Source organism: Desulfotomaculum copahuensis (assembly GCF_001655685.1).
GTDB classification, from domain to species: domain Bacteria; phylum Bacillota; class Desulfotomaculia; order Desulfotomaculales; family Desulfovirgulaceae; genus Desulfotomaculum_G; species Desulfotomaculum_G copahuensis.
On the sequence record NZ_LYVF01000158.1, the window covers coordinates 87,280 to 109,808 of the forward strand.

The following is a 22,529-nucleotide window of genomic DNA, read 5'->3' on the forward strand; positions in this document are numbered from 1 at the left end:
GGGTCAGGAAAGGTAATATCGGGAATAAATCGCGGCAGCTTGATTATGTCATAAACGGCGCCCGGTTTCTGTCATTGCGGCGACATTTCCACTGTCCGCTAAAAGACCGGCGGTATTTATAACAAGCCGGGGAATGACGGGTGGCCGGGGTTGAAATAATTCACCAGCAGCCAGGCGCTGACCAGCAAAAACAGGCCGCAGATCCAGAAGGTGGCAATCTTCCAATGATTCCAGGCGGTAAAATCCCAAAAGTAAAAATATAACAGCATATACGGGCAGAGGATCAGGAACAGCCAGGTTATATCCATCTTCTCCACCCCCTGCGGCAAAATGCAATCTATATATATATTATATTTTAGCATAAGTTTGGTGCCGCCGGAAGAGGAAAAAGCAAGCAGGCCGGCCGCGGCCAGCCTGCATAAACAGATTGCTTCTGGGGCTCGATTATTCCGCTTTGAAATCCGCCTTGCGCTTGTTCAAAAAAGCATCGATCCCTTCCCGCCGGTCGGCGGTGGTGAAGACCAGTCCAAACAGGTCCGCCTCGTGGGCCAGGGCTTTCTCCAAATCCATTTCCAATCCGTTGTTGACCGCTTCCTTGGTCATAGCAACGGCCAAAGGACCCCGGGCGGCGATGCGCGAAGCCATTTCCTTGCAGAAAGAGAGCAGTTCCTCCGCCGGCAGCACGTGGTTGACCAGGCCCATGCGCGCGGCGTCTTCCGCCTTGTAGACATCCGCCGTGAAAAGTATTTCCTTGGCCAGACCGGGGTTGACCAGCCTGGTCAGACGCTGGGTGCCGCCGAAGCCGGCAATCAGGCCCAGGCCCACTTCCGGCTGCCCGAATTTGGCCTTTTCCGAGGCCACACGGATGTCGCAGGCCATGGCCAGTTCGCAGCCGCCGCCCAGGGCGAAGCCGTTTACCGCGGCGATGACCGCTTTCGGCAGGTTTTCAATTTTACTGAACACCTTTTGCCCCAACCGGGAGAAGTTCCTGGCCTCCAGGGGCGTCAACCGGCTCATGAAGGCAATGTCCGCGCCGGCCACGAAGGCCTTTTCCCCGGCGCCGGTGATGATCAGCACCCGCACCGTGTTGTCCGCGGCCAGTTCATCCATGGCCGCGTCTATTTCGCTCAGGGTTTCGGCGTTTAAGGCATTCAATACTTTGGGCCGGTTGATGGTCAATACGGCCACCGGACCCTCTTTTTCCAGCAGGATGTTGTTCCAGGTCATTTTTTCACCCCCGCCGTTAATTATTATAGACATAGAAGCCGCGGCCGCTCTTGCGTCCCAACCAGCCGGCGGCCACGTACTTGCGCAATAGCGGGCAGGGCCGGTACTTGCTGTCGCCCAGGCCCTTGTGCAGCACTTCCATGATGTACAGGCAGGTGTCCAGACCGATCAAATCGGCCAGGGCCAGCGGTCCCATCGGGTGGTTCATGCCCAGTTTCATCACCTGGTCCACCGCTTCCGGGGTGGCGATACCTTCGTAAACGCAGTAAACGGCTTCGTTGATCATGGGGATGAGCACGCGGTTGGAAACAAATCCCGGGGCGTCGTTAACCTCCACCGGCACCTTGCCCATACGTTCACTCATCGCCTTGACCGCCTCAAAGGTATCATCAGCCGTGGCCAGGCCGCGGATGATTTCCACCAGCTTCATCACCGGCACGGGATTCATGAAATGCATGCCGATCACCTTTTCCGGCCGTTTAGTCACCGCACCGATTTCAGTGATCGGCAGGGAAGAAGTGTTGGTGGCCAGAATGGTGTGGGCCGGACAGGTTTCATCCAGCGTTTTGAATATGTTGGATTTGATGTCCATGTTTTCCACCGCCGCTTCGATCACCAGGTCCGCATCCCCGGCGTCGGACAGGCTGGTGGAGGGAATGATCCGCTTTAAAATGGCCTCTTTGTGCGCTTCCTCCAACCGCCCCTTGCTCACGTCCCGGGAAAGGTTCTTTTGAATGATGCCCAGGCCGCGCTGCACAAATTCGTCTTTAATATCGTTCAAAATCACCCGGCAGCCCGCCATAGCCGATACCTGGGCGATACCGGAGCCCATCTGGCCGGCGCCGATGACCATTACTTTTTGGATTTCCATGTTTTGCTACCCCTTTCTTGACTAACCGGCATTTTCCACAACCATGGCCATACCCTGACCGCCGCCGATGCACATGGTCACCAGCCCGTAATGGAGGCTTTGCCTTTTCATTTCATGCATGATGGTCACCATCAGGCGCGCCCCCGTACAGCCGATCGGGTGCCCCAGGGATATACCGCTGCCCAGGGGATTGGTTTTTTCCATGCTCAGGTCCAGTTCCCGCATACAGGCGATAGCCTGGGAGGCAAAAGCTTCGTTCAGTTCGATCACATCCAGATTGGCGGCGGTAATTCCCGCCTTGTGCAGGGCCTTGCGCACCGCCGGAATGGGGCCGACACCCATGTAAGCCGGATCCACGCCGCCGGAAGCCCAGGACCGGATGGTCAGCCACGGCTTCAGCCCCAACTGCGCCGCCTTTTCCCGGGACATGAGCACCACCGCGGCAGCGGCGTCATTGATTCCGGAAGCATTACCCGCTGTTACCGTGCCGTCTTTGCGGAACACCGGTTTCAAACGGGCCATTTTTTCCCTGGTGGTGTCCATGGGCCGCTCGTCGGTGTCAAAAATGACCGGATCGCCTTTGCGCCGCGGGATAACCACCGGAACAATCTCCGCTTTGAAAAGGCCGTCCGCAATGGCCGCCCGGGCGCGCTGGTGACTTAAAAGGCCTATCTCGTCCTGTTCCTCGCGGGAAATGCCGTATCTGGCAGCCACATTTTCGGCCGTATTACCCATGTGGTAACCGTAAAATATTTCCCAAAGGCCGTCGTGGACCATTAGGTCCAAACATTCGCCTTTGGCCGTAACGTCCATCCGGTAGCCCCAGCGGGCGCGGGGCAGGGCGTAGGGAGCCTGGCTCATATTTTCCATCCCGCCGGCCACCACCACCTCCGCGTCACCCAGCATGACGGCCTGGGCGCCCAGGGCAATAGCCTTCAGTCCGGAGGCGCAGACCTTGTTTACAGTAAAAGCGTTCGATTCCTTGGGCACACCGGCATGCACGGCCGCCTGCCGGGCTGTGTTCTGGCCGCAGCCAGCCTGCAGCACGTGACCCATAATCACCTCGTCCACCTGGACCGGCTGCAGCGCGTCGTCCCAGTCCGCGGCCTCCTTTTCCAGTTCGGCCGGAGGTAATCCCTTTAAAGCGTCGGGAGCGAAATTCAACAATTCTTCGCCCGATTTGGGCCTTAAGCCGGACCTTTTAAGCGCCTCCTTGATTACCAGGCTGCCCAGTCCGACCACCGGTACATCCTTCAGCGAACCGCCAAAAACACCGATGGCCGTCCGGACGCCGCCGACAACAACCACTTCTCTCATCAATGACGCCTCCCCATTGATTACGGGCCGGTAGGCACCGCCCCGCAGCTTGCGGACTGCAGCCGTGCACTCCGTGAACACGAAATTTTACAGGCTTTCCTGCAATACTTCGCTGATGTCCTTGACGGCCATTTGCTCGTCCTTGTTCAGGTTTTTCAAGCTGTCCTCCAGCATGACAATGCAGTAAGGGCAGGCCGTAACCAAAAGGCTGGCCTCCTTGTCCGCCGCTTCCAGCACCTTGACGTCGGAAAAACGCTGGCCGGCTTTTGTTTCCATCCAGATCCGGGCGCCGCCACCGCCGCAGCACATGCTGGCGTCGTGGTTTTGATCAAATTCGGCCACTTCCAGACCGGGCACGGCGCCCAGCAAATCCCGGGGCGCGTCGTAGACATGGTTGTGCCGCCCGAGATAGCACGGCTCGTGGTAGATGGCTTTGCCGGCCACCGGTTTGGCGGGCTTGAGCTTTCCTTCGGCCAGCAGCCGGTCGAGCAGTTCGGTATAGTGCAATACTTCAAACTCCGCGCCGAATTCGGGGTATTCGTTTTTAAAAGTATGGTAGCAGTGGGGCGATGTGGTGATGATTTTTTTGACCCCTTTATTATTGAAAAGGTCGATATTGTACCGGGCCAGGTTGCCGAATTCCTCTTCGGCGCCGATCTTGCGCGTGGCCTCGCCGCAGCACTGCTCCTCCGCGCCAATCACGCCGAAATCAACCCCGGCCGCCTGCAGCAACTGCACAATGGCCCGGGCGATCTTCTGGCTGCGCCCGTCGTAGGCGCTGGTGCAGCAGACGAAAAGCAGATATTCGGTATCCGGGGTGAAGGCCGGTACATTCAAGTCCTTCATCCAGGCAGTGCGCTCGCTACGCTCCTGCGACCAGGGGTTGCCGTTGCTGTTGATGCTGCCGACTACCGCCTTCAGGTTTTTCGGAATGCCGCCGGTTTCACAAATCACACTGCGCATCGAACGCACAATTTCCGGTATTTTCACTCCCCGCGGGCAGTTGACCGCACACAGGTTGCAGGTGGTGCAGGCATACAAAAAGTCGTCCGATTCATAGCCCTCGTAGCCCAGCCGGCCCATATGGATCATGGACCGGATGTTGAAAGGGCTCTTTTCCTCCATCCGCCCCCAGGGACAGAGCGCCGAACAGAGGCCGCACTGCATGCAGGAGAGAATGGGCTCCCCGCCGCATAATACGATGGCGTCCCGCACTTCATCAAATATGGTCTGTGACACGCCGCTTCCTCCTTATTCCCGCCCGGTGCCCGGGCACCGGGTTTTCCAGACTTTTCCACCTTAAAAGGGCTGCTTTCCCGGGCCGAAACGCCCGGGAAAGCCGGTCAGCATTGTTCTTTATCCAGCATTTTTTTGAATTCTGCCGTCAGCAGGGGCACCACTTCAAACAGGTCGCCGACGACACCATAGTCGGCCACTTTGAAGATATTGGCCTCGGGGTCTTTATTGATGGCCACGATGCACTTGGAGGAGCTCATGCCGGCCAGGTGCTGGATGGCGCCGGAGATACCGCAGGCAATGTAGAGCACCGGGGAAACGGTTTTGCCCGTCTGGCCCACCTGCATGCTCTGGGGCACCCAGCCGGCGTCCACGGCGGCCCGGGAAGCACCCACGGCGGCGCCGAGCACATCGGCCAGTTCATCCAGGAGCTTGTAGTTTTCCGGCCCTTTCATCCCCCGGCCGCCGGAAACGATGATGTCCGCTTCGGTCAATTCGGGGCGGGTGCTGATCTGACAGACGATGTCCTTAATCACCTGGCGGATGTCACCCGGTTGGGCGTCCGCCTTGATTACTTCCGCGCTGCGGCCGGCCTGCGGCGCGGTAACGCCCAGCACATTGGGCCGCACGGTAGCCATGGCCGGCCGGGCTTCCGGTACGGCCGCCTTGACAAACGCCTTGCCGGCATAGATGGGCCGGGTGAAAACCAGCCGGCCGTCCGCCAGTTCCAGCCCGGTGCAGTCGGTACACAGGCCGGTGCCCAGGCGCTGGGCCACCTGTGCCGCCAGGTCGCGCCCCTGGACGGTGCAGCCCAGCAGGATCGCCGCCGGCTGCTGCTCTTTGGCCAGGGCGGCCAGCACATTGGTGTAGCCGTCGGTGGTGTAGTTTTCCAGGGCGTCGTTTTCGGCCAGGTATACTTTATCGGCGCCGTATTCGCCCAGGGTGGCGGCCAGGGCGGCCACATCCTTGCCGATCAGCACGGCGGCCAGTTCTTCATTCAGTTGACCGGCCAGTTTACGGCCTTCGCTCAGCAGTTCGAGGGTTACTTTTTTCAGTTGCCCGTTTTTATGTTCGGCGTAAATCCAGATTGCCATCTTTGCCTCTCCCTCCTCAGATGATCCTGGCTTCTTCGCGCAGGGCGCGGACCAGGGCGGCCGTTGCTTCCGCCGGTTCGCCGGGAATGATCTTGCCGGCCGCCCGCGGGGCGGGCAGGAAATATTCGAGTGCGCACACCCTGGCCGCCACCGCGGCGGCATCCAGTCCCAGACCGGCCGGATCTTTTTTCTCCATCGGCTTTTTCTTGGCCTTCATGATCCCTTTCATGGAGGGATAGCGCGGCTCGTTGAGCCCCTTCTGGGCGGTGATCACGGCCGGCAGGGGCACTTCCACCACTTCGCTGCCGCCCTCAATCTCCCGGGTGGCCAGCGCTTTACCATCCGCCACTTCCAGTTTGGTGACCACGTTCACCACCGGCAGGCCGAGAATTTCCGCCACCCGGCCGGCTACCTGGGCCGAGCCGTCGTCCACCGCCCGGAAACCGCCGATGATCAGGTCGTATTCCAAACCGGCGATGGCTTTGGCCAGAATGGTGGCGGTGCTGTACTCATCCATCGCCGCCAGTTCCGCCGTAACCAGCACGGCCTTGTCCGCGCCCATGGCCAGCGCCTGGCGCAGGGCGTCCTGCGCCTTGGCGCCGCCCACGCTGACCACGGTCACTTCACCGCCGTTTTTTTCCTGCAGGCGCAGGGCTTCTTCCACGGCAAATTCATCATACGGGTTCATAATCAGGCTGACGCCCTGATCGTTGATTTTACCGTCGGGATTAATCGTTATTTTAGCTTCGGTATCGAAGGTTTGTTTGAGGCAGACGACGATTTTCATGTTCTTCCTCCTTTAAGCCAATGTCTTATTTCAACAAATTGGCCGCAATGACGATGCGCTGCACTTCGCTGGTGCCTTCGTAGATTTCGGTGATCTTGGCGTCGCGCATCATGCGCTCCACCGGATACTCACGGGTATAGCCGTAGCCGCCGAAAATCTGCACCGCCTTAGTGGTCACCCACATGGCGCATTCCGAAGCGTAAAGCTTGGCCATGGCCGATTCCTTGCCGTAGGGCTGGCCCTCGTCTTTCAGGTAGGCCGCCCGGTAAACCAAAAGCCGCGCCGCATCAATGCGGGTGGCCATGTCCGCGAGCATCCACTGCAGGCCCTGATTGGCCGAAATCGGTTTGCCGAACTGCTCCCTGATTTTGCTGTAGGCCAGCGCCTGATCAAAAGCCCCCTGGGCGATGCCCAGAGCCTGGGCGGCAATGCCGATGCGGCCGCCGTCCAAAGTGGCCAGGGCGACCTTGAAGCCCTTGCCGTCCCCGCCGAGCATATTTTCTTTGGGCACACGGCAGTTTTCAAAGACCAGTTCGTAGGTATAGGAAGCGCGGATGCCCATCTTGTGTTCTTTTTTGCCGAAGGTGAAGCCCGGGGTGTCCTTTTCCACGATGAAAGCGGCGGTGCCCCGGTGTCCCTTGCTCTTGTCCGTACTGGCGATGACTACGTATATGTCGGCGCGGCCGCCGTTGGTGATGAAGATCTTGGTACCGTTGAGCACATATTCATCCCCGTCGGCCACGGCGGTCAACTTCACCGAACCGGCGTCGGAACCGGCCGACGGCTCGGTCAGACCGAGCGCGCCGATTTTCTCCCCTTCGGCCAGGGGCACCAGGAATTTTTGCTTCTGCTCCTCGGTGCCGAAATGGTAAATGGGCCATGAACCGAGCGAAGTATGGGCGGAAACGAGCACGCCGGTGGAAGCGCAGACCCGGCTCAACTCCTCCACGGCAATGGCGTAGCTCAGGTTGTCCATGCCGGCCCCGCCGTACTCTTCCGGAAAGGGGATGCCGGTCAGACCCATTTCGGCCATCTGATCCCACAGGCTCCAGTCGTACTCCTCGTTTTCATCCATTTCGGCCGCCTTGGGCGCCACTTCGCTTTCTGCAAAATCGCGCACCGTTTTCTTGAGGAGTTCCTGTTCCTCGGACAGTTTAAAAATCAAAACATTCTCCTCCTTGTTTTTGATAAAGTACCGGCGCAACCCGGCCGCAAGGGAACAGGCGCCCGGTCCTGTTCTATCCGGTACAAGGTTACATGCAAAAATCGTACCTGATTTTTTAGAAAACTCAGACTGACAATGCCGCCAGCAATGGCGCGATTTTCAAACTGCCCGGGGCAGGCTGGGGAATAGTTCCGGGTGCCATGAAAATAGACAGGTTTCGTGCGCCACCCCCCATCAATAATTACTTTACCGTTCTTGCGGGAAAAATACAAGCCCTTCCCGTCTGTCTACAAAAAGAAACACTGTAGACATAATACGGGCTTTCTGATTGAACGTTCACTCATATAATAAAAGATTTCACGCATCCGGTCAATACCCGCCCTCTCAAATGCGGTACGCAAAAACCGGGCGGGACCAGCATCCCGCCCGGAAAAATAGCAAGCGCAATATTATCTCTTGCCCGCCCATTCCTTTTCACGCAACTCGATGCGGCGGATCTTGCCGCTGACCGTTTTGGGCAGGGAATCCACAAATTCAATCTTGCGCGGATACTTGTACGGGGCGGTCACTTTTTTGACATAATCTTGTAACTCCTTGACCAGCTCATCGGAGGGCTGGTAGCCGGGAGCCAGGATGACAAAGGCTTTGACCACCTCGCCGCGCAGTTCGTCCGGACTGGATACCACCGCCGACTCGGCCACCGCGTCGTGCTCCAAGAGGGCGCTTTCCACCTCGAACGGACCGATGCGGTAACCGGCCGCCAGAATCACATCGTCCGAACGGCCGACAAACCAGAAATAGCCGTCTTCATCCTTGTAGGCACGGTCGCCGGTGATATACCAGTCGCCCCGGTACACGCCGGCCGTTTTTTCGGGATTTTTCCAGTACTCCTTGAATAAACCCACCGGCCGCTCCGGCTTCACCCGCACGGCAATGTCCCCTTCCTGTCCGGGCGGCAGGATCTTTCCTTCATCGTCAACCACCTGCAGGTCGAATCCCGGAGAAGGCTTGCCCATCGAACCGAAGCGCGGTTCAAGGCAGGGGAAGGTGCCGCAGATCAGCACCGACTCGGTCTGCCCGTAACCGTCCCGGATGATGATCCCGGTGGCCTCCTTCCAGGTTTCAATCACCTCGGGGTTTAAAGGCTCGCCGGCGCCCACGCAGTGGCGCAGGGTGGGAAACTTGTATTGCTTCAAATCCTCGAGCACGAGCATGCGGTAGTTGGTCGGCGCGCCGCAAAGGGTGGTAATTGGGTATTGCTGCAACAATTCCAGTGTTTTCTTGGTGTTGAAGCGGGGCGAGTGATGCACGAACAGGGCCGCCCCCATGTTCCAGGGACCGAACAGGCTGCTCCAGGCGGCTTTGGCCCAGCCGGTGTCGCTCAGGTTCCAGTGCAGGTCTTCCGGACGCAGGTCCAGCCAGTATTTGCCGGTGATCAGGTGCCCGAGCGGGAATGAAACGTGGGTGTGCACGGTCATCTTGGGATAACCGGTGGTGCCGGAAGTGAAATAGAGGATGGCGTTTTCATCGCTTCTGGTCGGCACGGTTTCAAACTCCTCGGAGGCGCCGGCCGTGGCCGCGCGCAGGTCCAGCCAGCCCTCCCGGGACTCGCCGACCATGATGCGTGATTTGACGGTGGGGCATTCCCCGATTACTTCGTCCACCTTGGGCGCATTCTCATTGTCGGTAATCACGCAAACTGCTTCCGCAGCGTCAAAACGGAACTTGAGATCCTTGGGCGTCAACTGGGTGGTGCCGGGACTGATCACCGCCCCCATCAGGATGGCGGCCAGGTTGATTTCCCACCATTCAATCAGACGGGGCAGGAGCAGAACAATCACATCGCCTTTTTTCACACCCTGCGCTTTTAATACATTGGCCGTCCGCCGGGCCGCCCGCGAAAAACCGGCGAAGGTTTTGCGCACCTCATTGCCGTCGTCGTCCACCCAGAGCATGGCCAGCTTGTCCGGATCCGCGGCCCACTTGTCCACTACATCACGGGTAAAGTTGAAATACTCGGGTACTTCCCATTTAAATGCGGCGTATTCCTGATCGTAGTCCATCATGTTATGTGTTTCCATATTATATACCCTCCTTAGTTGCAGCAGGATCACAAAACCACATCAAAGAAATATCCGGTTGATGCACCCCCTCCCGCCGGTTGCCATTGATAAGACAAGCAAGAACAGTGCCAAATTTCAGATTTTTCTTTTAAGCGGCTTAAATTCGCCGCTTAAAAGATTTACATGTCCATCCTCACCTGTAAACCATTGTTTTCACAAAATGCCCACCCTTTTTTGTACCACCGTTCCGGGGGCACCATTGTCAATGTAGAGGATAATAGACATGTTTGTCACAGTAACAACCGGCCGGAGAAAAAGCAAGTCCCCTCCCCGGCCGATTGTCCGTACTCCGGATTATTCTTCCGGGAATCCTTACCTTCTTTGGGCGGCCACAACCTCCCTCACTTTTTCCACCGCCGCCATATCCTCCAGGCCGGTGATATCCCCTTTGATCTCACCGGTGACCACTATTTCCTTGAGCAAACGGCGCATGATCTTCCCGCTGGGTGTTTTGGGCATCACATCGGTGAAGTAAATCCGGGCCGGAATGGCGATTTTGCTGATGTTGTCAACGACCTTTTGCTTAATTGCCTCCTCCATGGCCGGATCACCCGTATAGCCCTGGCGCAGGGTGACAAAGGCCACCGGAACCAGGCCCTTGATCTCGTCGGGCACGCCGATCACCGCCGCCTCGGCCACTCCGGGACATTCAATGATGGCGCTTTCCATTTCCATGGTGCTCAACCGGTGGCCTGCCACATTGAACACATCGTCAATCCGGCCGGTTACCCAGAAGTGTCCGTCCTTGTCCTTGATCGCGGCGTCATTGGCATAATAGGCGCCCGGCACCTGACTGAAATATTCCCTGACATAGCGCTCCGGCTCCTTCCACAATGTACGCACCATCATCGGAATCGGCCGCCTGATAATCAGGTTGCCCGGTGTTTCGGGCGGCACCGGATTGTTGTCTTCGTCCACGATATCCATCTGCGCGCCCAGGAACTGGATGCCGCAGGAACCGGGCTTCATGGGGGTAATCCAGGCCGCCCCGGCCAGGGGGCAGCCGGAGGTTTCGGTTTGTCCCCACGTATTATTGATGTAAATGCGCCGCTTGCCCAAATTGTTGTACGCCCAATGCCAGGCCTCGGGATTGAACGGTTCACCAACCAGGGAAAGAACGTCCAGGCAGGAGAGATCGTAAGGTTTCATCAGTTCTTCCCCGAAACGCATGAGCATACGGATGGCGGTGGGCGCAGTAAACAATTTATTCACCCGGTATTTGTCAATCATCTGGTAAAAACGATCCGGTTTGGGCCAGTCCAGCGCCCCTTCATAAAAAATGGTCGTCACGCCGTTGGCCAGTGCGCCGGCAATACCCCAGATATGCATGGTCAGCCAGCCGATGTCGGCGGTACACCAGAACATGTCGTTGGAGTGATGATCCATGTGGAACTTGCCGTAGACATAGTTGTTCACCACAAAGGCCACACTGGAATGCACAATGCCCTTGGGCTTGCCCGTTGTCCCGCTGGTGTAGAATACCAGACCGGGCTCATTGGCTTCCATGGGCTCCGGCGGGCAGTCCAGCGGGACACCGGCCATCAGCTCGTGCCACCAGTGATCGCGGCCCGCCTGCATGCTTACTTCACTGCCGGTGCGCTTGACCACCACCACACCCTTGATGCTTGACAGATCCCCGACCGCCTCATCCACCTTGGATTTCAGCGGCATTTCCCGTCCCCGGCGGTACCCGCCGTCGGCGGTGATGATCAATTGCGGCTCGTAGTTTACCAGACGGTCGTGCAGCGCCCGCTCGGAAAAGCCGGAAAACACCGTATTAAACAGGACGCCCAGACGGTAGCAGGCCAGTACGGCAATAACCGTTTCCGCCAGATTGGGCAGGAAAATGGCCACCCGGTCCCCTTTGGCCAAACCGAAGCTCTTAATCACATTGGCAAAACGGCAGACTTCCGTATGCAGCATACGGTAGGTGAAAAACTTGGTCTGATAGTCCTCACCCTCCCAAATCAGGGCCATTCGATTATCCGCACCCTGGTCCAGGTGGCGGTCGATCAGGTTGTAGCACGGATTGGTCACACCGCCGACAAAGAATCTGAAGCCGGGCATCCGGTCTTCCATCGTTTTTTCCCAGGGCTGCATCCAGTATAACTCACCGGCAACATCCGCCCAAAAAGCGGCCGGATCTTCCCATGACCTGCGCAATAAAGCGTTAAAAGCATCCACGCTGCCCATTACAGACTGTTTGACTTTATCCGGCGGCGGAAAATACAGCTTGCTTTCCTTGATCATTTTCAGCTCTTCCGGTCTTACTTCCGGCATATGTTTACATCCCCCCACCTGACGAGTTTTTTCAAATACCGGCCTTCCAGCCTAAAAAAATCGCGTTTGCCGGTCCGGCCGGTTCCCCGGCCGGACCGGCGCCCGGCACATCATCCCCCCCTCCCCCGACCGCATGCTCTTAAACCCGAAAGAACCGGCACATCATGTCTTCTTAAACCGGTGTCCGCGCCTGTCCACCTTCCCACCACCGGCTGATCGGATCACGCAGGCGCAAAACCTGTCTTTCCCCCCGGATCAGCCGGCCGGCCCGGGCCAGTTCATCGGCAAGCTGGTTGACCAGTTCCTCGGTCAACCCCAGGTGTTCGGACATCTCCGCACAGTTGTAGTCACCGCGCCCCAGCAACCAGAGCATGGCCTCCTTGGCCGCCGCGCGCTGCCGGCGGCTGAGCATGCCGTTTGGCAAAATGACATTTTCCCGGTACTTTCTCTTCATCAGCCGCTCCCTTCTTCGTAGAAAAGTTTTCCGCCGGCCCGCGACGGGACGGTTTCCCGTTTCCGCCGCGGGGCTCTCCACAGGCGTGAATTCCCGGGGAACTCCCGAATTGCCGGTTTGAACAATCAGTGTCCCCGGCAGGTCCAATCTTTTTGTTGCCCTTTGTATTGCATGTCCTAACGGGATTTTTCTCTTTTTTTAACAACCAAGCGCCCGGGCAATCACCAGACGTTGCACTTCCGACGTGCCTTCGCCGATTTCAAGCAGCTTGGCGTCCCGCAGGTAGCGTTCGACTGGAAACTCCCTGATGTAACCGTACCCGCCGTGAATCTGAATGGCCTCCAACGCGGCCCGGGTGGCTATCTCCGAACCGTACAGCTTGGCCATGGACGCCTCCTTGCTGTACGGACGGCCCTGATCCTTAAGCCAGGCGGCCTTCAGGTACATGTTGCGGGCCAGTTCAATCCGGGTGGCCATATCGGCCAATTTGAACTGAATGGCCTGGAATTTGGAAATGCTCTGTCCGAACTGCACCCTTTGTTGCGCATAAGCCAGGGAGGCTTCCAGACAGGCCTGGGCGATACCCACCCCCATGGCGCCGATGGCCACGCGCCCGCCGTCCAGCACACTTAAAAACTGCTTGAAGCCCTGGTTTTGCTTGCCGACCAGGTTTTCCGCCGGCACGCGCACATTGTCAAAAAACAGTTCCGTGGTGTTGGAACCATGCATACCCAGTTTTTCATAACCGGCGCGGACGGTAAATCCGGGCGCATCGGTGGGAACGATGAGCGCGCTGATGCCCCGCTTGCCCCGGGAGCGGTCGGTCAGTGCGGTGATAGTCACGAAACGGGCAAAACTGGCGTTGGTAATAAAGCACTTGGAGCCGTTGATCACCCATTGGCCGTCTTCCAGTACGGCGGTGGTCTGTGTACCGCCGGCGTCCGAACCGGCGTTGGGCTCCGTCAGGCCGAAGGAACCCAGGCATTCGCCCCGGCACAGGGGGGTAAGGTATTTTTGCTTTTGTTCCTCCGTGCCAAACAGGTAGATCGGCATGCAACCCAGGGAGATGTGCGCCTCATAGGTCAAACCGGTCGAACCGCAGGCACGTGTAATTTCTTCCAGCGCCAGGCAGTAGCTGACATTATCCGCGCCGGCGCCGCCGTACTGTTCCGGAAAGGGCAGCCCCATCAAATCAAGTTGCGCCAGCTTTTTTACGATGTCCATGGGAAACTGGCCCGTCCGGTCGGTTTCAGCCGCCCGGGGGGCAATTTCGTTGTCGGCAAAATCCCGGACCACATCACGAATCATTTGCTGGTCCGGAGTGAGGTCAAAGTTCACCCGCATTCCTCCCCGCTATGTTTTGTTCCAAATATTCTGTTAACAAGTTACCCACCGTTCGTCCTTCCCGGCACAATCCGCCGGTATCATCCTGCTGCCTCCCTTCCTGGCGTGCTCACGGCGGTGACGCAATCCGCCGTGATTTCTTACTGCAGATCCGCCGCAACAACACCGGATTTATCTACGAACGGCATAAAATAGCGGGTGAACAGGCAAAAACAACACTTCAACTGTCTTGGGAGCAAAAAACGGCGCCGGCCGGCAGGAGCAGTGTAAACCATTGCTTACACAAACCGGACAATTCAACCGGCCCGCCGGTTTCCGGGCAAGTGTTTATGATCATTGACAAATTTAAAATTATATTAAATGGTGTTTAACCAGCTTCTTGTACAAACCGGGGCGCGAAACACCGAGCGCCCGGGCGGTACGCGCCTTGTTGCCCTTGTTTTGCATCAAAGCCTGCATGATGACCATTTTTTCCGTCTTCTCCATCATTTCACCCAAAGTCATGCCCTGGTTGCCCGGCCCGGCCGGGTTGCCGTCCGTGACGGCCGCCCCGGACAGCAGGTGCTCCTGCCCGGACAGTGAAGACAGGTGGGCGGGCAAATGATGGAGCTTGATCACACCGCCCTCAAGTACATTGAACGCCCGCTCAATGGTGTTCTCCAGTTCGCGGACGTTGCCCGGCCAGGCATAGCGCTGGAAAACAGCGAGCACCGGGGGGGCGGCGCCGGTGACGTTAAAATTAAAGGTGCGGTTGAATTTCCGGATAAACCGGTCAACCAGGGCCGGAATATCCTCTTTCCGCTCCCGTAAAGGAGGAATGGTCAGGTTGACCACATTCAGGCGGTAATACAGATCTTCACGAAACTTTTTGTATTTAACCATTTGCTCCAGGTTTACATTGGTGGCGGCCACCACCCGCACATCGGCTACCTTGATCTCCCGGCTGCCCAGTTTCTGGATTTCCCGGTCCTGGATAAAACGCAGCAGCTTGGCCTGCAGGGCGAAGGAGAGGTCAGCGATTTCATCCAGGAAAACCGTCCCCCCGTGTGCCTGTTCCAGTTTACCCACTTGGCCGCCTTTGCGCCCGCCGGTAAATGCGCCTTCTTCATAGCCGAAAAACTCGGATTCGAGCAATGAGTCCGGAATGGCGGCGCAGTTGATTTTGACAAAAGGACCGGACCGGCGCAGGCTGGCGGTATGCAGGGCATGAGCGAAAAGTTCCTTGCCGGTGCCGCTTTCGCCGGTAATCAGCACGTTGGAGTTGCGCGGGGCCACTTTGAGCAGTGTTTCTTTCAGGTCCAGCATTTGCGGGCTGGAGCCGTCGATTTGATCCACTGTAAAAAGCGTTGCCGTGCATTTTTTGCTGCGCGGAACATTTTTTTCCGCCTGGAGGGCCGGCTGCCCGGCACTTAAAAAGGTCATCCGCACCAGGGCGCCGCAGATTTTCCGCCCCCGTTTCACGGGCAGATAATCAACCAGCACATCGCGCCCGCCCAGGGTGTCCATTTTACCGTACTCCGCATGTCCGGAAAGCAATACCCGGTTCATGTACTGCAACGCGCCCCGGCGGCAAACCTCACCCAGCACCCGTCCCACGAGCTGTTCCGGTGTACGGTGCAAAGCCCCGGTCACCGCCCCGGCAACCTGCCGGATCACCCCGCCGGTGTCAACAACCAGAATGCCTTCACGGCCATTGTCAAAAATGGACTGCAGCAGTTCATCCGCCGAATAGCGGACCGGATCAGGCACAAAGCACCACCCGCCGGCAAAAATGTTTTTGACTTCTGTGAATATTTTAACAACTGCCGGCATAATTGTACAGGACTAAATTTCACTGCAAAAACCACCCGCCAACGGGTGGTTTTTGCAGTGAACCGCTTATTCAACGGGCCTTCTGGAACGGGGTGTTCCAATCACGCTGTTTTGGCCAGCGCCAGATGCCTGCTCAATGCCTCCTGATAGAGCTGCAGATACTCCACTCCCGAACGCGCCCAGGAGAAATCCAGCTCCATGGCGCTTTTAACCAGCTTGAGCCATTGATCCGGATGTTCCCGGTAAAGTTTGATCGCCCGCCCGACGGCATCCCACAGGGCCGCCCCGTCATATTCGGAAAAAACAAAACCGTTGCCCGATCCGGTGGCCGGGTTATAGTCATGCACCGTATCGGCCAGTCCGCCGGTGGCCCGGACGACCGGGATGGTACCGTAGCGCATGGCGATCAGCTGCCCCAGGCCGCAGGGCTCGAATTTGGACGGCATCAGGAACATGTCCGCCCCGGCATAGATGCGCTGGGCCAGAATGGCGTTAAATCCGATATAGACGCCCATTTTTTCCGGATAGCGCTCGCGCAGGCTGCGGAACAGATCTTCATAATACCGGTCGCCGCTGCCCAGAACCACGAACTGCACATCCTGGGCAAGCAGTTGATCGCTGATACCGGCAATCAGGTCCAATCCCTTTTGATCCACCAACCGGGAAATCAGGCCGAGCACGGGCACATCCCGTACCGGCAGGTGCATTTCCTTCTGCAGGGCATATTTGTTTTCTTTCTTGTTTTCTACGCTGTCCCGGTCAAAATTCCGGTGAATGCGGTGATCTGTTTTAGGGTTGAATTCGTGATAGTTAATCCCGTTGACAATACCGTAGAGGTCGTGGCTGCGCTTGCGCAAAAGGCCGTCCAACCGCTCGCCCAGTTCCGGACGCTGAATTTCAGCAGCGTAAGTTTTGCTCACCGTGTTGATCACGTCGGCATAAAGAATACCCATCTTCATATAGCTGACTGTACCGTAAAATTCCAATTGATCCGGGGTGAAATATTCATCCCCCACCCCGAGCAGGTCAAGCGTTTCCCGGGGGAAGTTGCCCTGGTACTGCAGGTTGTGGATGGTAAACACAGTGGCCATCCGGCTGTAAAAAGGATCCCGGGCGTAGCGCACCCGTAAAAAGAACGGGATCGGGCCGGTCTGCCAGTCGTTGCAATGAATCAAATCAGGCTGCCAGTTCAGCCGTGGCAGCATCTCCAGCACCGCCCGGCAGAAAAAAGTAAACCGCTCCGCCTCGTCGGCAAACATATACATCCGGTCGCGGTAAAAATAATGGTGATTATCCACCAGGTATACCGGTATCATCCGGTGCTCGCCCTCGAACTGGGCTTCCAGGCTGGATTCCCGGATGATGGCCGTTTCCGCCCGGTTGTTGAACAACACCGGGAAGTCGGTGCGGTAGGCTGCCCCTTCAATACCCTTGTAATGCGGCAGGGCCACCCGTACATCATTGCCCAGATTGTCGTTGCCCACAGTGGCCAGCGCTTTGGGCAGCGAACCGGCCACATCGGCCAGCCCGCCTGTTTTGGCAAAAGGAACCACTTCCGAAGAGACCAGCAATATTTTCAGCGGCCGGTCAAACATAATGCGTCACCTCCCGTTCCGTTTGCTGATAGACAGGCGGGGGACAGAAGGTTTCCTGGTCCCGCAGCACCTGTGCGGCCAATTCCGGCGGCGTCGGATTGATATAATAACCGGTACCCAGTTCAAAACCGGCCATCACGGTCAGCCGGGGCAGAATCTCCAGATGCCAGTGATAGTGAATGGTATCCGCTACATTTACCGGCGCGGTATGCAGCACCATGTTGTAGGGCGGCCGGCCGATACTGTCGTGAATGGCACGCAATGTGGCACGCAGAACCAGGGCCAGGTCCGGCACCTGATCGGCACGGATGCCGCCGAAGTCATGCTGGTGTTCGCGGGGAACAATCCACACCTCAAATGGGAAGCGGGAGGCGTAAGGCGCAATGCAGACGAATTTTCCCGACTCCTGAACGATCCGCTCCTGTTCACCCAATTCCTGTTCCAGCAGGTCACAAATCAGACACCGGCCGGTGTTTTGCGCGTAGCGTTTCATGCCCGCCAGTTCTTCGCTTATATCCGGCGGAATCATGGGCAGGGCGACAATCTGGGAGTGGGGGTGCTCCAGCGAAGCCCCGGCGGTTTGCGCAAAATTCTTGAAGATCTGGATGTATTTAAAACGGGCATCCTTGCGCAGATCCAGGGAACGCTGCTGCCAGGCCCAGATTACTTCTTCCACCTGGCGTTCGTCCAAAAACTCCAGGCCGGTATCATGCCCGGTGGTTTCCACCACCACCTCGTGCGCCCCCAGGCCGTCCATGACTTCAAAAACACCGCGGCGGCGCACACCGGGCTGTGCTTCGATGCGTACGGCGGGAAACTTGTTCGGCACCACCCGCACCCACCACCCCGGCGTATCCGGACGGGAACCGGTTTCCCGGAAGGCGGTTACCTCCGGCGGCGTGTCTTTTTCATGTCCCGGGCACATGGGACAGCGGCCGCCTTTCTTTTCGTCGCTGACAACCTTGAAATCACACGGCCGCTTTCCCCGTTCGGTAGCAATGACCACCCAGCGATCAACCAGCGGATCCTTTCTCCATTCCGGCAACTTTTTTCCCCCTTTCCGGCGGCCCCTGCTCTAAAAAGGCCGTCTCCGGGATTAGTCAATGCAAAACGGCATCAACCATCTTTTCCATGGAATCCTGTTTATCACGTCGGTCGTCAATGGTTATGGAGGTCACCACACGCTGTACGCCGTCGTTAAATGGCACCTGGTGCATCTTTTTAACCACGTTCAATACCTGCTCCAGCTCACCTTCAATGATCGTTGACATCGGTGTCAGCTGGTGCTTTATCCCGGGCTCATCCTTCACCACCCGGTAGCAATTGCTGATATAACTGCTGACGCTGGGACCCGGTGTCCCCATGGGTACAATATTAATTTCCGCCACCGGCAATTTTTTCACCCCCTCGCCGGAACATTCCCGGATATCGTTCAATGTAAAGTTACCGCAAAGCGGCCCCTTTTATGCAGTTTGAGACAAATTTTTCGACAACGGCAGGAAAGTGACGTCTCAAATCGAAATATTATCCAAATTAGCTTATTAACAAGGAGTTTTGGTTATGGCCGGTGAAATGGTCAGCATCAAGGGAACCAGGGAAGGCCTGGTCATATTATTGGACCCCAGCCGTGAATTTGAAGACATCAAGCAGTACCTGCAGCGCAAAATGGACTCTTCACGGGGCTTTTTCAAAGGAGCAAGGTTTACCGTCTATCAGGGACACACGGCGATCAGCGTCCGGCAACGCCAGGAACTGGAGAACATCTGCCGGCAATACGGCCTGATCCCGTCACCGGAAGTGCACTGGCCACCCCGCCGCGCCAAAAGCGCCGCACCGCCGTTACGTCCCGCCGCCGCAGGCACCGGCGAACCGGCCGGCCTGATCCGGCGCACGCTGCGTTCCGGACAGGAAATTAACTGCCGCAATCATGTGATTGTTGCCGGCGACGTTCATCCGGGAGCAGTGGTCAACGCCGGAGGAAATATAATCATCATGGGCGTCTGTGCCGGCAGCGTCCACGCCGGCACAGACGGCAACACCCGCGCCCGCATTGCCGCCCTGCGCCTGACCCCGGTCCGGCTGGCCATCGCCGGCGTTGAAACGCCCGGAGACGCCCTGCCGTCCGGCGACGGGCCGCAAACAGCAAGCCTATCCGGTCGACGGATAATCCTGACCCCCCTCTTCCCGGGACAGGAAGCGTGCCGCCAATAACAGGCCGGCCACCGACTTGGCGTCGCAGATTTCACCCCGGCTGATCATGGCCAGCGCCTCCGGCAGCGGCACTTCGACCACCTGGACAAATTCGTCCGGGTCCGGGTGCTGCGCGGCCTGTTCCAGATCCCGGGCCAGAAAAAGATGCATTTCCTCGTTGGTAAAACCCGGAGTGGAATAAAAGCTGCACAACTGCTGCCAGCGGGCGGCGACAAGCCCCGTCTCCTCGCTCAATTCGCGCCGGGCGCAGGCCAGCGGCTCTTCAGCCGGTTCTATTTTTCCGGCCGGTATTTCTAGCAGTTCCCTTTTTACCGGATAGCGGTACTGTCTGACCAGGTATACCCCGCCGTTCCCGCCCAATGCCACTACGGCCACCGCCCCGGCATATTCCACCACTTCACGCATGCCGGTGCAGCCGTTGGGCAGCAGGACCGTATCCAGACGCAGATTGAGCACCTTTCCCCGGTAAACCAGCTGTGAGCTCAAAGTTTTTTCCAGCAGGCTCATCGCGTTCCCCCCTCAGATCCCGGCCAGCGATTTCATTTTGGCCAGCGCCAGACCGGGCAGCCAGGCATAATCCTCGGTGGGCAGATGACGCGGCGCCGAAGCATCGAAAAGCACATTGCCGGAAGGCGGAAATTCATCGTCCCCCGGCCAAAGCACAAAAGCCAGCGGGATCTTGGGCAACACGGGAATGCTCACCGCCACGTCGCCCGCCTGCTCCCGCTTCCCGCCGAGCAGCAGGCCGGCCCGCACCAGCTCATCCGGCCGGTTGCCAAATATTCCGACCAGGGGCAGAATGGAACGGTTGGTGAAGGGACCGGTATAAATAGAGCCGCCCGGCAGTTCCTTGAAAGAAATCCAGCGGTTTTCCGGTCTGGCCGGACCGGCCTGACCAAGGTAATGCAGCAGGACAACCTGTATTTCCAGCGGCTCTTCCCGCTCCGCCCCGATTTTTTTGATCCCGCCGCCAGGGTAAAAAACCTGGTATCGGTCACCGAGGAAGGCAACCGTAAACTCTCCCGTTTCCGGCCGGTAAGCCGCCGCCGCATTGTCGGCCATGGCCTGCGCATCCCGGGCGGCAAAAGCAAGTCTGGCCTGCGCCAGGGCAGGCTGCAAATTCATCCAGGCCAAAACTAAAATCCCTCCTAGAAATTCATCCCCGGATTCAGGCTTCGGCACGAAACCATGTTTTTCCTTCCTCCGACAAGAAAATGGTTTATTCTTTATTTTACGCTGAAACGGCCGTGCTCTTTAGTATGAAATGCTGGAAAAACTGTGACGGATACCGTCAACGGGAAAACCGCCCGGCGGATGCATCAAACCGGTTTGGAAAATTTAAACCCTGTTTCCTTTTTGAAACAGAAAACTTTGCTTTTTGCCAGTGTGCGCCTGTTCAGGAAAACATTATTCAATGCCCGGCCGGGATAAACCTGATATAATTTGCTAGTAAAGTAAATCAACGGGCGAAGGTGTCAGCAGCACCCTTGACTGCCAGCGGCAAGAATATGGACAAGGAGGTTTGCACGGCACCCTCAAGGGAGGTTTTTATGCAGCCGAAAAAATCAATCAGTTTCCTTGTACTGGGTATCTTTCTCTGCAGCATGTTGTTCATTTCCCCGGCCGCCCAGGCCGGACAGGGTTACGGCTCCTGCCTGATGCAGGGCGACTACGGACCGCCGGTGACCGCTCTGCAACAACAGCTGAAGCAACTGGGTTATTTTCAAACCACACCGACCGGCTATTTCGGGCCGGTAACAGCCGCGGCGGTAACCGGGTTGCAGGCCGGTCACGGTCTGACGGCGGACGGCATCGCCGGCCCGCTGACGGAGGAATTAATCCAAAAGCTGCTGGCAAGCCCCACCCCCGCCGGCAACAACACTGCTTCCTCCGGTAATACACGCACGGTAATGGGCTTCTATACGCAGGATGAAGGGGCCATTCCCTCATCTTACGCTGATCTGGTCAATCACGGCAATGCCCTGACCAGCATCGCCCCCTTCTGGTATCAGGTGGACGTCAGTGGCAGCGGCAGCCTACATACTCTGGACGGCGTTTCCAACCAGGATGCGGAGCAGGTGGTTGCCACCGCGCACCGGGAAAAAGTAAAGGCACTCGCCCTGATCTATAACATGCTGTATGACAGCGGCGCCGACGGCAGGGACGTGATGCACCGCGTGCTGGTCAATCCGCAGAACCGCCGGGCGCTGGTGATGAATATTTACAACCTGCTGAGAAGCCGGGGATTTGACGGGGTGGAGATTGATACGGAAAATATTTACCCGCAAGACGGCCAGTTGTTCAGTCAGTTCCTTACCGAACTGGGAGCGCAGCTGCACCCGGCGGGGTATGTAATTTCCGTCGCACTGCCGGCCAAGTTGAGCAACCAGTCCAGCGGCAGCTGGTCCGACTCCTTTGACTACGCCGCCGTGGGCAGCCTCGCCGACCAGGTGGTGGTGATGGCCTACGACGAACACGGCGCATACGGGGGGGCGGGACCGGTCGCCTCCATCGCCTGGGTGGAAAAAATAATCCGGTACACCCTGACCTGCGTGCCGGCGCAAAAGGTATTGCTGGGCATGCCGGCCTACGGGTTTGACTGGAATTATAGCGGCGGTTTTCCCCGTTATCTTTCCTTTGCCCTGGCCGCACAAACAGCCAACCGTTACGGTGCCGCCATAAACTGGGATAACAACGCCCAGGCCCCTTATTTCGGTTATACCGATGAAAACGGCTCCTGGCACCAGGTCTGGTTCGAAAACGCCAGCAGTTGGGCCGGCAAGCTGGATCTGGTGAACAAATACAACCTCGGCGGCATCGCCATCTGGCGCCTGGGCATGGAGGACCCGGCCGTCTGGCCGCTGCTCGGGGAGAAATTCACCATCAAAAAATAAGTAATTGGATGCCCCCCGCGGGGGGCATTTTTTGTGCCCGCCCACAGTCAAAAATGAAAAAGGATTTCCCTGCCTGTTGATAGAATAAATGGGTTAAAGGACGGAACATACAAAATATA

Annotated in this window: 20 protein-coding genes; 2 read left to right on the forward strand and 18 right to left on the reverse strand. The window is 57.7% G+C overall.

The genetic code is table 11. The annotated features are described in order from the left end of the window. Nucleotides 1–116: 116 nt before the first annotated feature. The 16 genes from A6M21_RS09510 to A6M21_RS09590 form a co-directional block, all read right to left on the reverse strand. Nucleotides 117–308, reverse strand: a complete 192-nt coding sequence (locus tag A6M21_RS09510) for a hypothetical protein (RefSeq protein WP_151191881.1) — start codon at nt 306–308, stop codon at nt 117–119. A gap of 136 nt (nt 309–444) precedes the next feature. Continuing rightward, nucleotides 445–1,227: an enoyl-CoA hydratase-related protein gene (locus A6M21_RS09515; RefSeq protein WP_066668378.1), complete on the reverse strand. Its 783-nt coding sequence runs from the start codon at nt 1,225–1,227 to the stop codon at nt 445–447. A 16-nt stretch (nt 1,228–1,243) separates the two neighbouring features. Then, a complete protein-coding gene (locus A6M21_RS09520) occupies nt 1,244–2,098 on the reverse strand; it encodes a 3-hydroxybutyryl-CoA dehydrogenase (protein WP_066668162.1) in 855 nt (284 codons plus the stop codon). Between the two features lie 21 nt (nt 2,099–2,119). Beyond that, a complete protein-coding gene (locus A6M21_RS09525; RefSeq protein ID WP_066668164.1) occupies nt 2,120–3,415 on the reverse strand; it encodes an acetyl-CoA C-acetyltransferase in 1,296 nt (431 codons plus the stop codon). An 87-nt stretch (nt 3,416–3,502) separates the two neighbouring features. Continuing rightward, nucleotides 3,503–4,654 (reverse strand): (Fe-S)-binding protein, encoded by a 1,152-nt coding sequence (locus tag A6M21_RS09530; RefSeq protein ID WP_066668165.1) that lies wholly within the window; start codon nt 4,652–4,654, stop codon nt 3,503–3,505. A gap of 104 nt (nt 4,655–4,758) precedes the next feature. Continuing rightward, a complete protein-coding gene (locus A6M21_RS09535) occupies nt 4,759–5,745 on the reverse strand; it encodes an electron transfer flavoprotein subunit alpha/FixB family protein (protein WP_066668167.1) in 987 nt (328 codons plus the stop codon). Between the two features lie 16 nt (nt 5,746–5,761). Beyond that, nucleotides 5,762–6,532, reverse strand: coding sequence for an electron transfer flavoprotein subunit beta/FixA family protein (locus tag A6M21_RS09540; RefSeq protein ID WP_066668169.1), 771 nt, complete (start codon nt 6,530–6,532; stop codon nt 5,762–5,764). 25 nt (nt 6,533–6,557) lie between these two features. Next, nucleotides 6,558–7,697 (reverse strand): acyl-CoA dehydrogenase, encoded by a 1,140-nt coding sequence (locus A6M21_RS09545; protein ID WP_066668380.1) that lies wholly within the window; start codon nt 7,695–7,697, stop codon nt 6,558–6,560. A gap of 449 nt (nt 7,698–8,146) precedes the next feature. Beyond that, nucleotides 8,147–9,778, reverse strand: a complete 1,632-nt coding sequence (locus A6M21_RS09550; RefSeq protein ID WP_066668171.1) for an AMP-binding protein — start codon at nt 9,776–9,778, stop codon at nt 8,147–8,149. Between the two features lie 354 nt (nt 9,779–10,132). Continuing rightward, the gene (gene acs / locus A6M21_RS09555; protein WP_066668173.1) at nt 10,133–12,100 is read right to left on the reverse strand and encodes an acetate--CoA ligase; all 1,968 of its coding nucleotides are present in this window, start codon (nt 12,098–12,100) and stop codon (nt 10,133–10,135) included. A gap of 172 nt (nt 12,101–12,272) precedes the next feature. Next, on the reverse strand, nt 12,273–12,554 hold the full coding sequence (locus tag A6M21_RS09560; protein WP_151191882.1) for a hypothetical protein: 282 nt from the start codon (nt 12,552–12,554) through the stop codon (nt 12,273–12,275). Nucleotides 12,555–12,752: 198 nt separating this feature from the next. After that, nucleotides 12,753–13,892, reverse strand: coding sequence for an acyl-CoA dehydrogenase (locus A6M21_RS09565; protein ID WP_066668382.1), 1,140 nt, complete (start codon nt 13,890–13,892; stop codon nt 12,753–12,755). Nucleotides 13,893–14,249: 357 nt separating this feature from the next. Beyond that, a complete protein-coding gene (locus A6M21_RS09575) occupies nt 14,250–15,647 on the reverse strand; it encodes a sigma-54 interaction domain-containing protein (protein ID WP_161486045.1) in 1,398 nt (465 codons plus the stop codon). 164 nt (nt 15,648–15,811) lie between these two features. Beyond that, nucleotides 15,812–17,305, reverse strand: coding sequence for a glycogen synthase GlgA (gene glgA, locus A6M21_RS09580; RefSeq protein ID WP_066668182.1), 1,494 nt, complete (start codon nt 17,303–17,305; stop codon nt 15,812–15,814). Beyond that, nucleotides 17,298–18,350, reverse strand: a complete 1,053-nt coding sequence (gene galT / locus A6M21_RS09585) for a galactose-1-phosphate uridylyltransferase (protein WP_066668184.1) — start codon at nt 18,348–18,350, stop codon at nt 17,298–17,300. Before galT ends, glgA begins: the two co-directional genes overlap by 8 nt. A 55-nt stretch (nt 18,351–18,405) precedes the next feature. After that, nucleotides 18,406–18,693, reverse strand: a complete 288-nt coding sequence (locus tag A6M21_RS09590; RefSeq protein WP_345788095.1) for an MTH1187 family thiamine-binding protein — start codon at nt 18,691–18,693, stop codon at nt 18,406–18,408. A 172-nt stretch (nt 18,694–18,865) separates the two neighbouring features. Here A6M21_RS09590 and A6M21_RS09595 point away from each other — a divergent pair, with 172 nt between their 5' ends. Next, nucleotides 18,866–19,516 (forward strand): septum site-determining protein MinC, encoded by a 651-nt coding sequence (locus A6M21_RS09595; RefSeq protein ID WP_066668185.1) that lies wholly within the window; start codon nt 18,866–18,868, stop codon nt 19,514–19,516. Here A6M21_RS09595 and A6M21_RS09600 read toward each other — a convergent pair. Together A6M21_RS09600 and A6M21_RS09605 are read right to left on the reverse strand one after the other, a co-directional pair. Further along, on the reverse strand, nt 19,454–20,023 hold the full coding sequence (locus tag A6M21_RS09600; protein WP_066668190.1) for an NUDIX domain-containing protein: 570 nt from the start codon (nt 20,021–20,023) through the stop codon (nt 19,454–19,456). The genes A6M21_RS09595 and A6M21_RS09600 overlap by 63 nt on opposite strands. A gap of 12 nt (nt 20,024–20,035) precedes the next feature. Beyond that, nucleotides 20,036–20,641, reverse strand: coding sequence for a DUF3786 domain-containing protein (locus A6M21_RS09605; protein ID WP_242868818.1), 606 nt, complete (start codon nt 20,639–20,641; stop codon nt 20,036–20,038). Nucleotides 20,642–21,066: 425 nt separating this feature from the next. Here A6M21_RS09605 and A6M21_RS09610 point away from each other — a divergent pair, with 425 nt between their 5' ends. Further along, a complete protein-coding gene (locus A6M21_RS09610; protein WP_066668193.1) occupies nt 21,067–22,410 on the forward strand; it encodes a glycosyl hydrolase family 18 protein in 1,344 nt (447 codons plus the stop codon). Nucleotides 22,411–22,529 lie beyond the last annotated feature (119 nt).

Coding starts and splice junctions, on each gene's coding strand:
- A6M21_RS09510 (WP_151191881.1), bottom strand. CDS start 308: ATGGATATAACCTGGCTGTTCCTGATCCTCTGCCCGTATATGCTGTTA.
- A6M21_RS09515 (WP_066668378.1), bottom strand. CDS start 1,227: ATGACCTGGAACAACATCCTGCTGGAAAAAGAGGGTCCGGTGGCCGTA.
- A6M21_RS09520 (WP_066668162.1), bottom strand. CDS start 2,098: ATGGAAATCCAAAAAGTAATGGTCATCGGCGCCGGCCAGATGGGCTCC.
- A6M21_RS09525 (WP_066668164.1), bottom strand. CDS start 3,415: ATGAGAGAAGTGGTTGTTGTCGGCGGCGTCCGGACGGCCATCGGTGTT.
- A6M21_RS09535 (WP_066668167.1), bottom strand. CDS start 5,745: ATGGCAATCTGGATTTACGCCGAACATAAAAACGGGCAACTGAAAAAA.
- A6M21_RS09540 (WP_066668169.1), bottom strand. CDS start 6,532: ATGAAAATCGTCGTCTGCCTCAAACAAACCTTCGATACCGAAGCTAAA.
- A6M21_RS09550 (WP_066668171.1), bottom strand. CDS start 9,778: ATGGAAACACATAACATGATGGACTACGATCAGGAATACGCCGCATTT.
- acs (WP_066668173.1), bottom strand. CDS start 12,100: ATGCCGGAAGTAAGACCGGAAGAGCTGAAAATGATCAAGGAAAGCAAG.
- A6M21_RS09560 (WP_151191882.1), bottom strand. CDS start 12,554: ATGAAGAGAAAGTACCGGGAAAATGTCATTTTGCCAAACGGCATGCTC.
- glgA (WP_066668182.1), bottom strand. CDS start 17,305: ATGTTTGACCGGCCGCTGAAAATATTGCTGGTCTCTTCGGAAGTGGTT.
- A6M21_RS09595 (WP_066668185.1), top strand. CDS start 18,866: ATGGCCGGTGAAATGGTCAGCATCAAGGGAACCAGGGAAGGCCTGGTC.
- A6M21_RS09600 (WP_066668190.1), bottom strand. CDS start 20,023: ATGAGCCTGCTGGAAAAAACTTTGAGCTCACAGCTGGTTTACCGGGGA.
- A6M21_RS09605 (WP_242868818.1), bottom strand. CDS start 20,641: ATGAATTTGCAGCCTGCCCTGGCGCAGGCCAGACTTGCTTTTGCCGCC.
- A6M21_RS09610 (WP_066668193.1), top strand. CDS start 21,067: ATGCAGCCGAAAAAATCAATCAGTTTCCTTGTACTGGGTATCTTTCTC.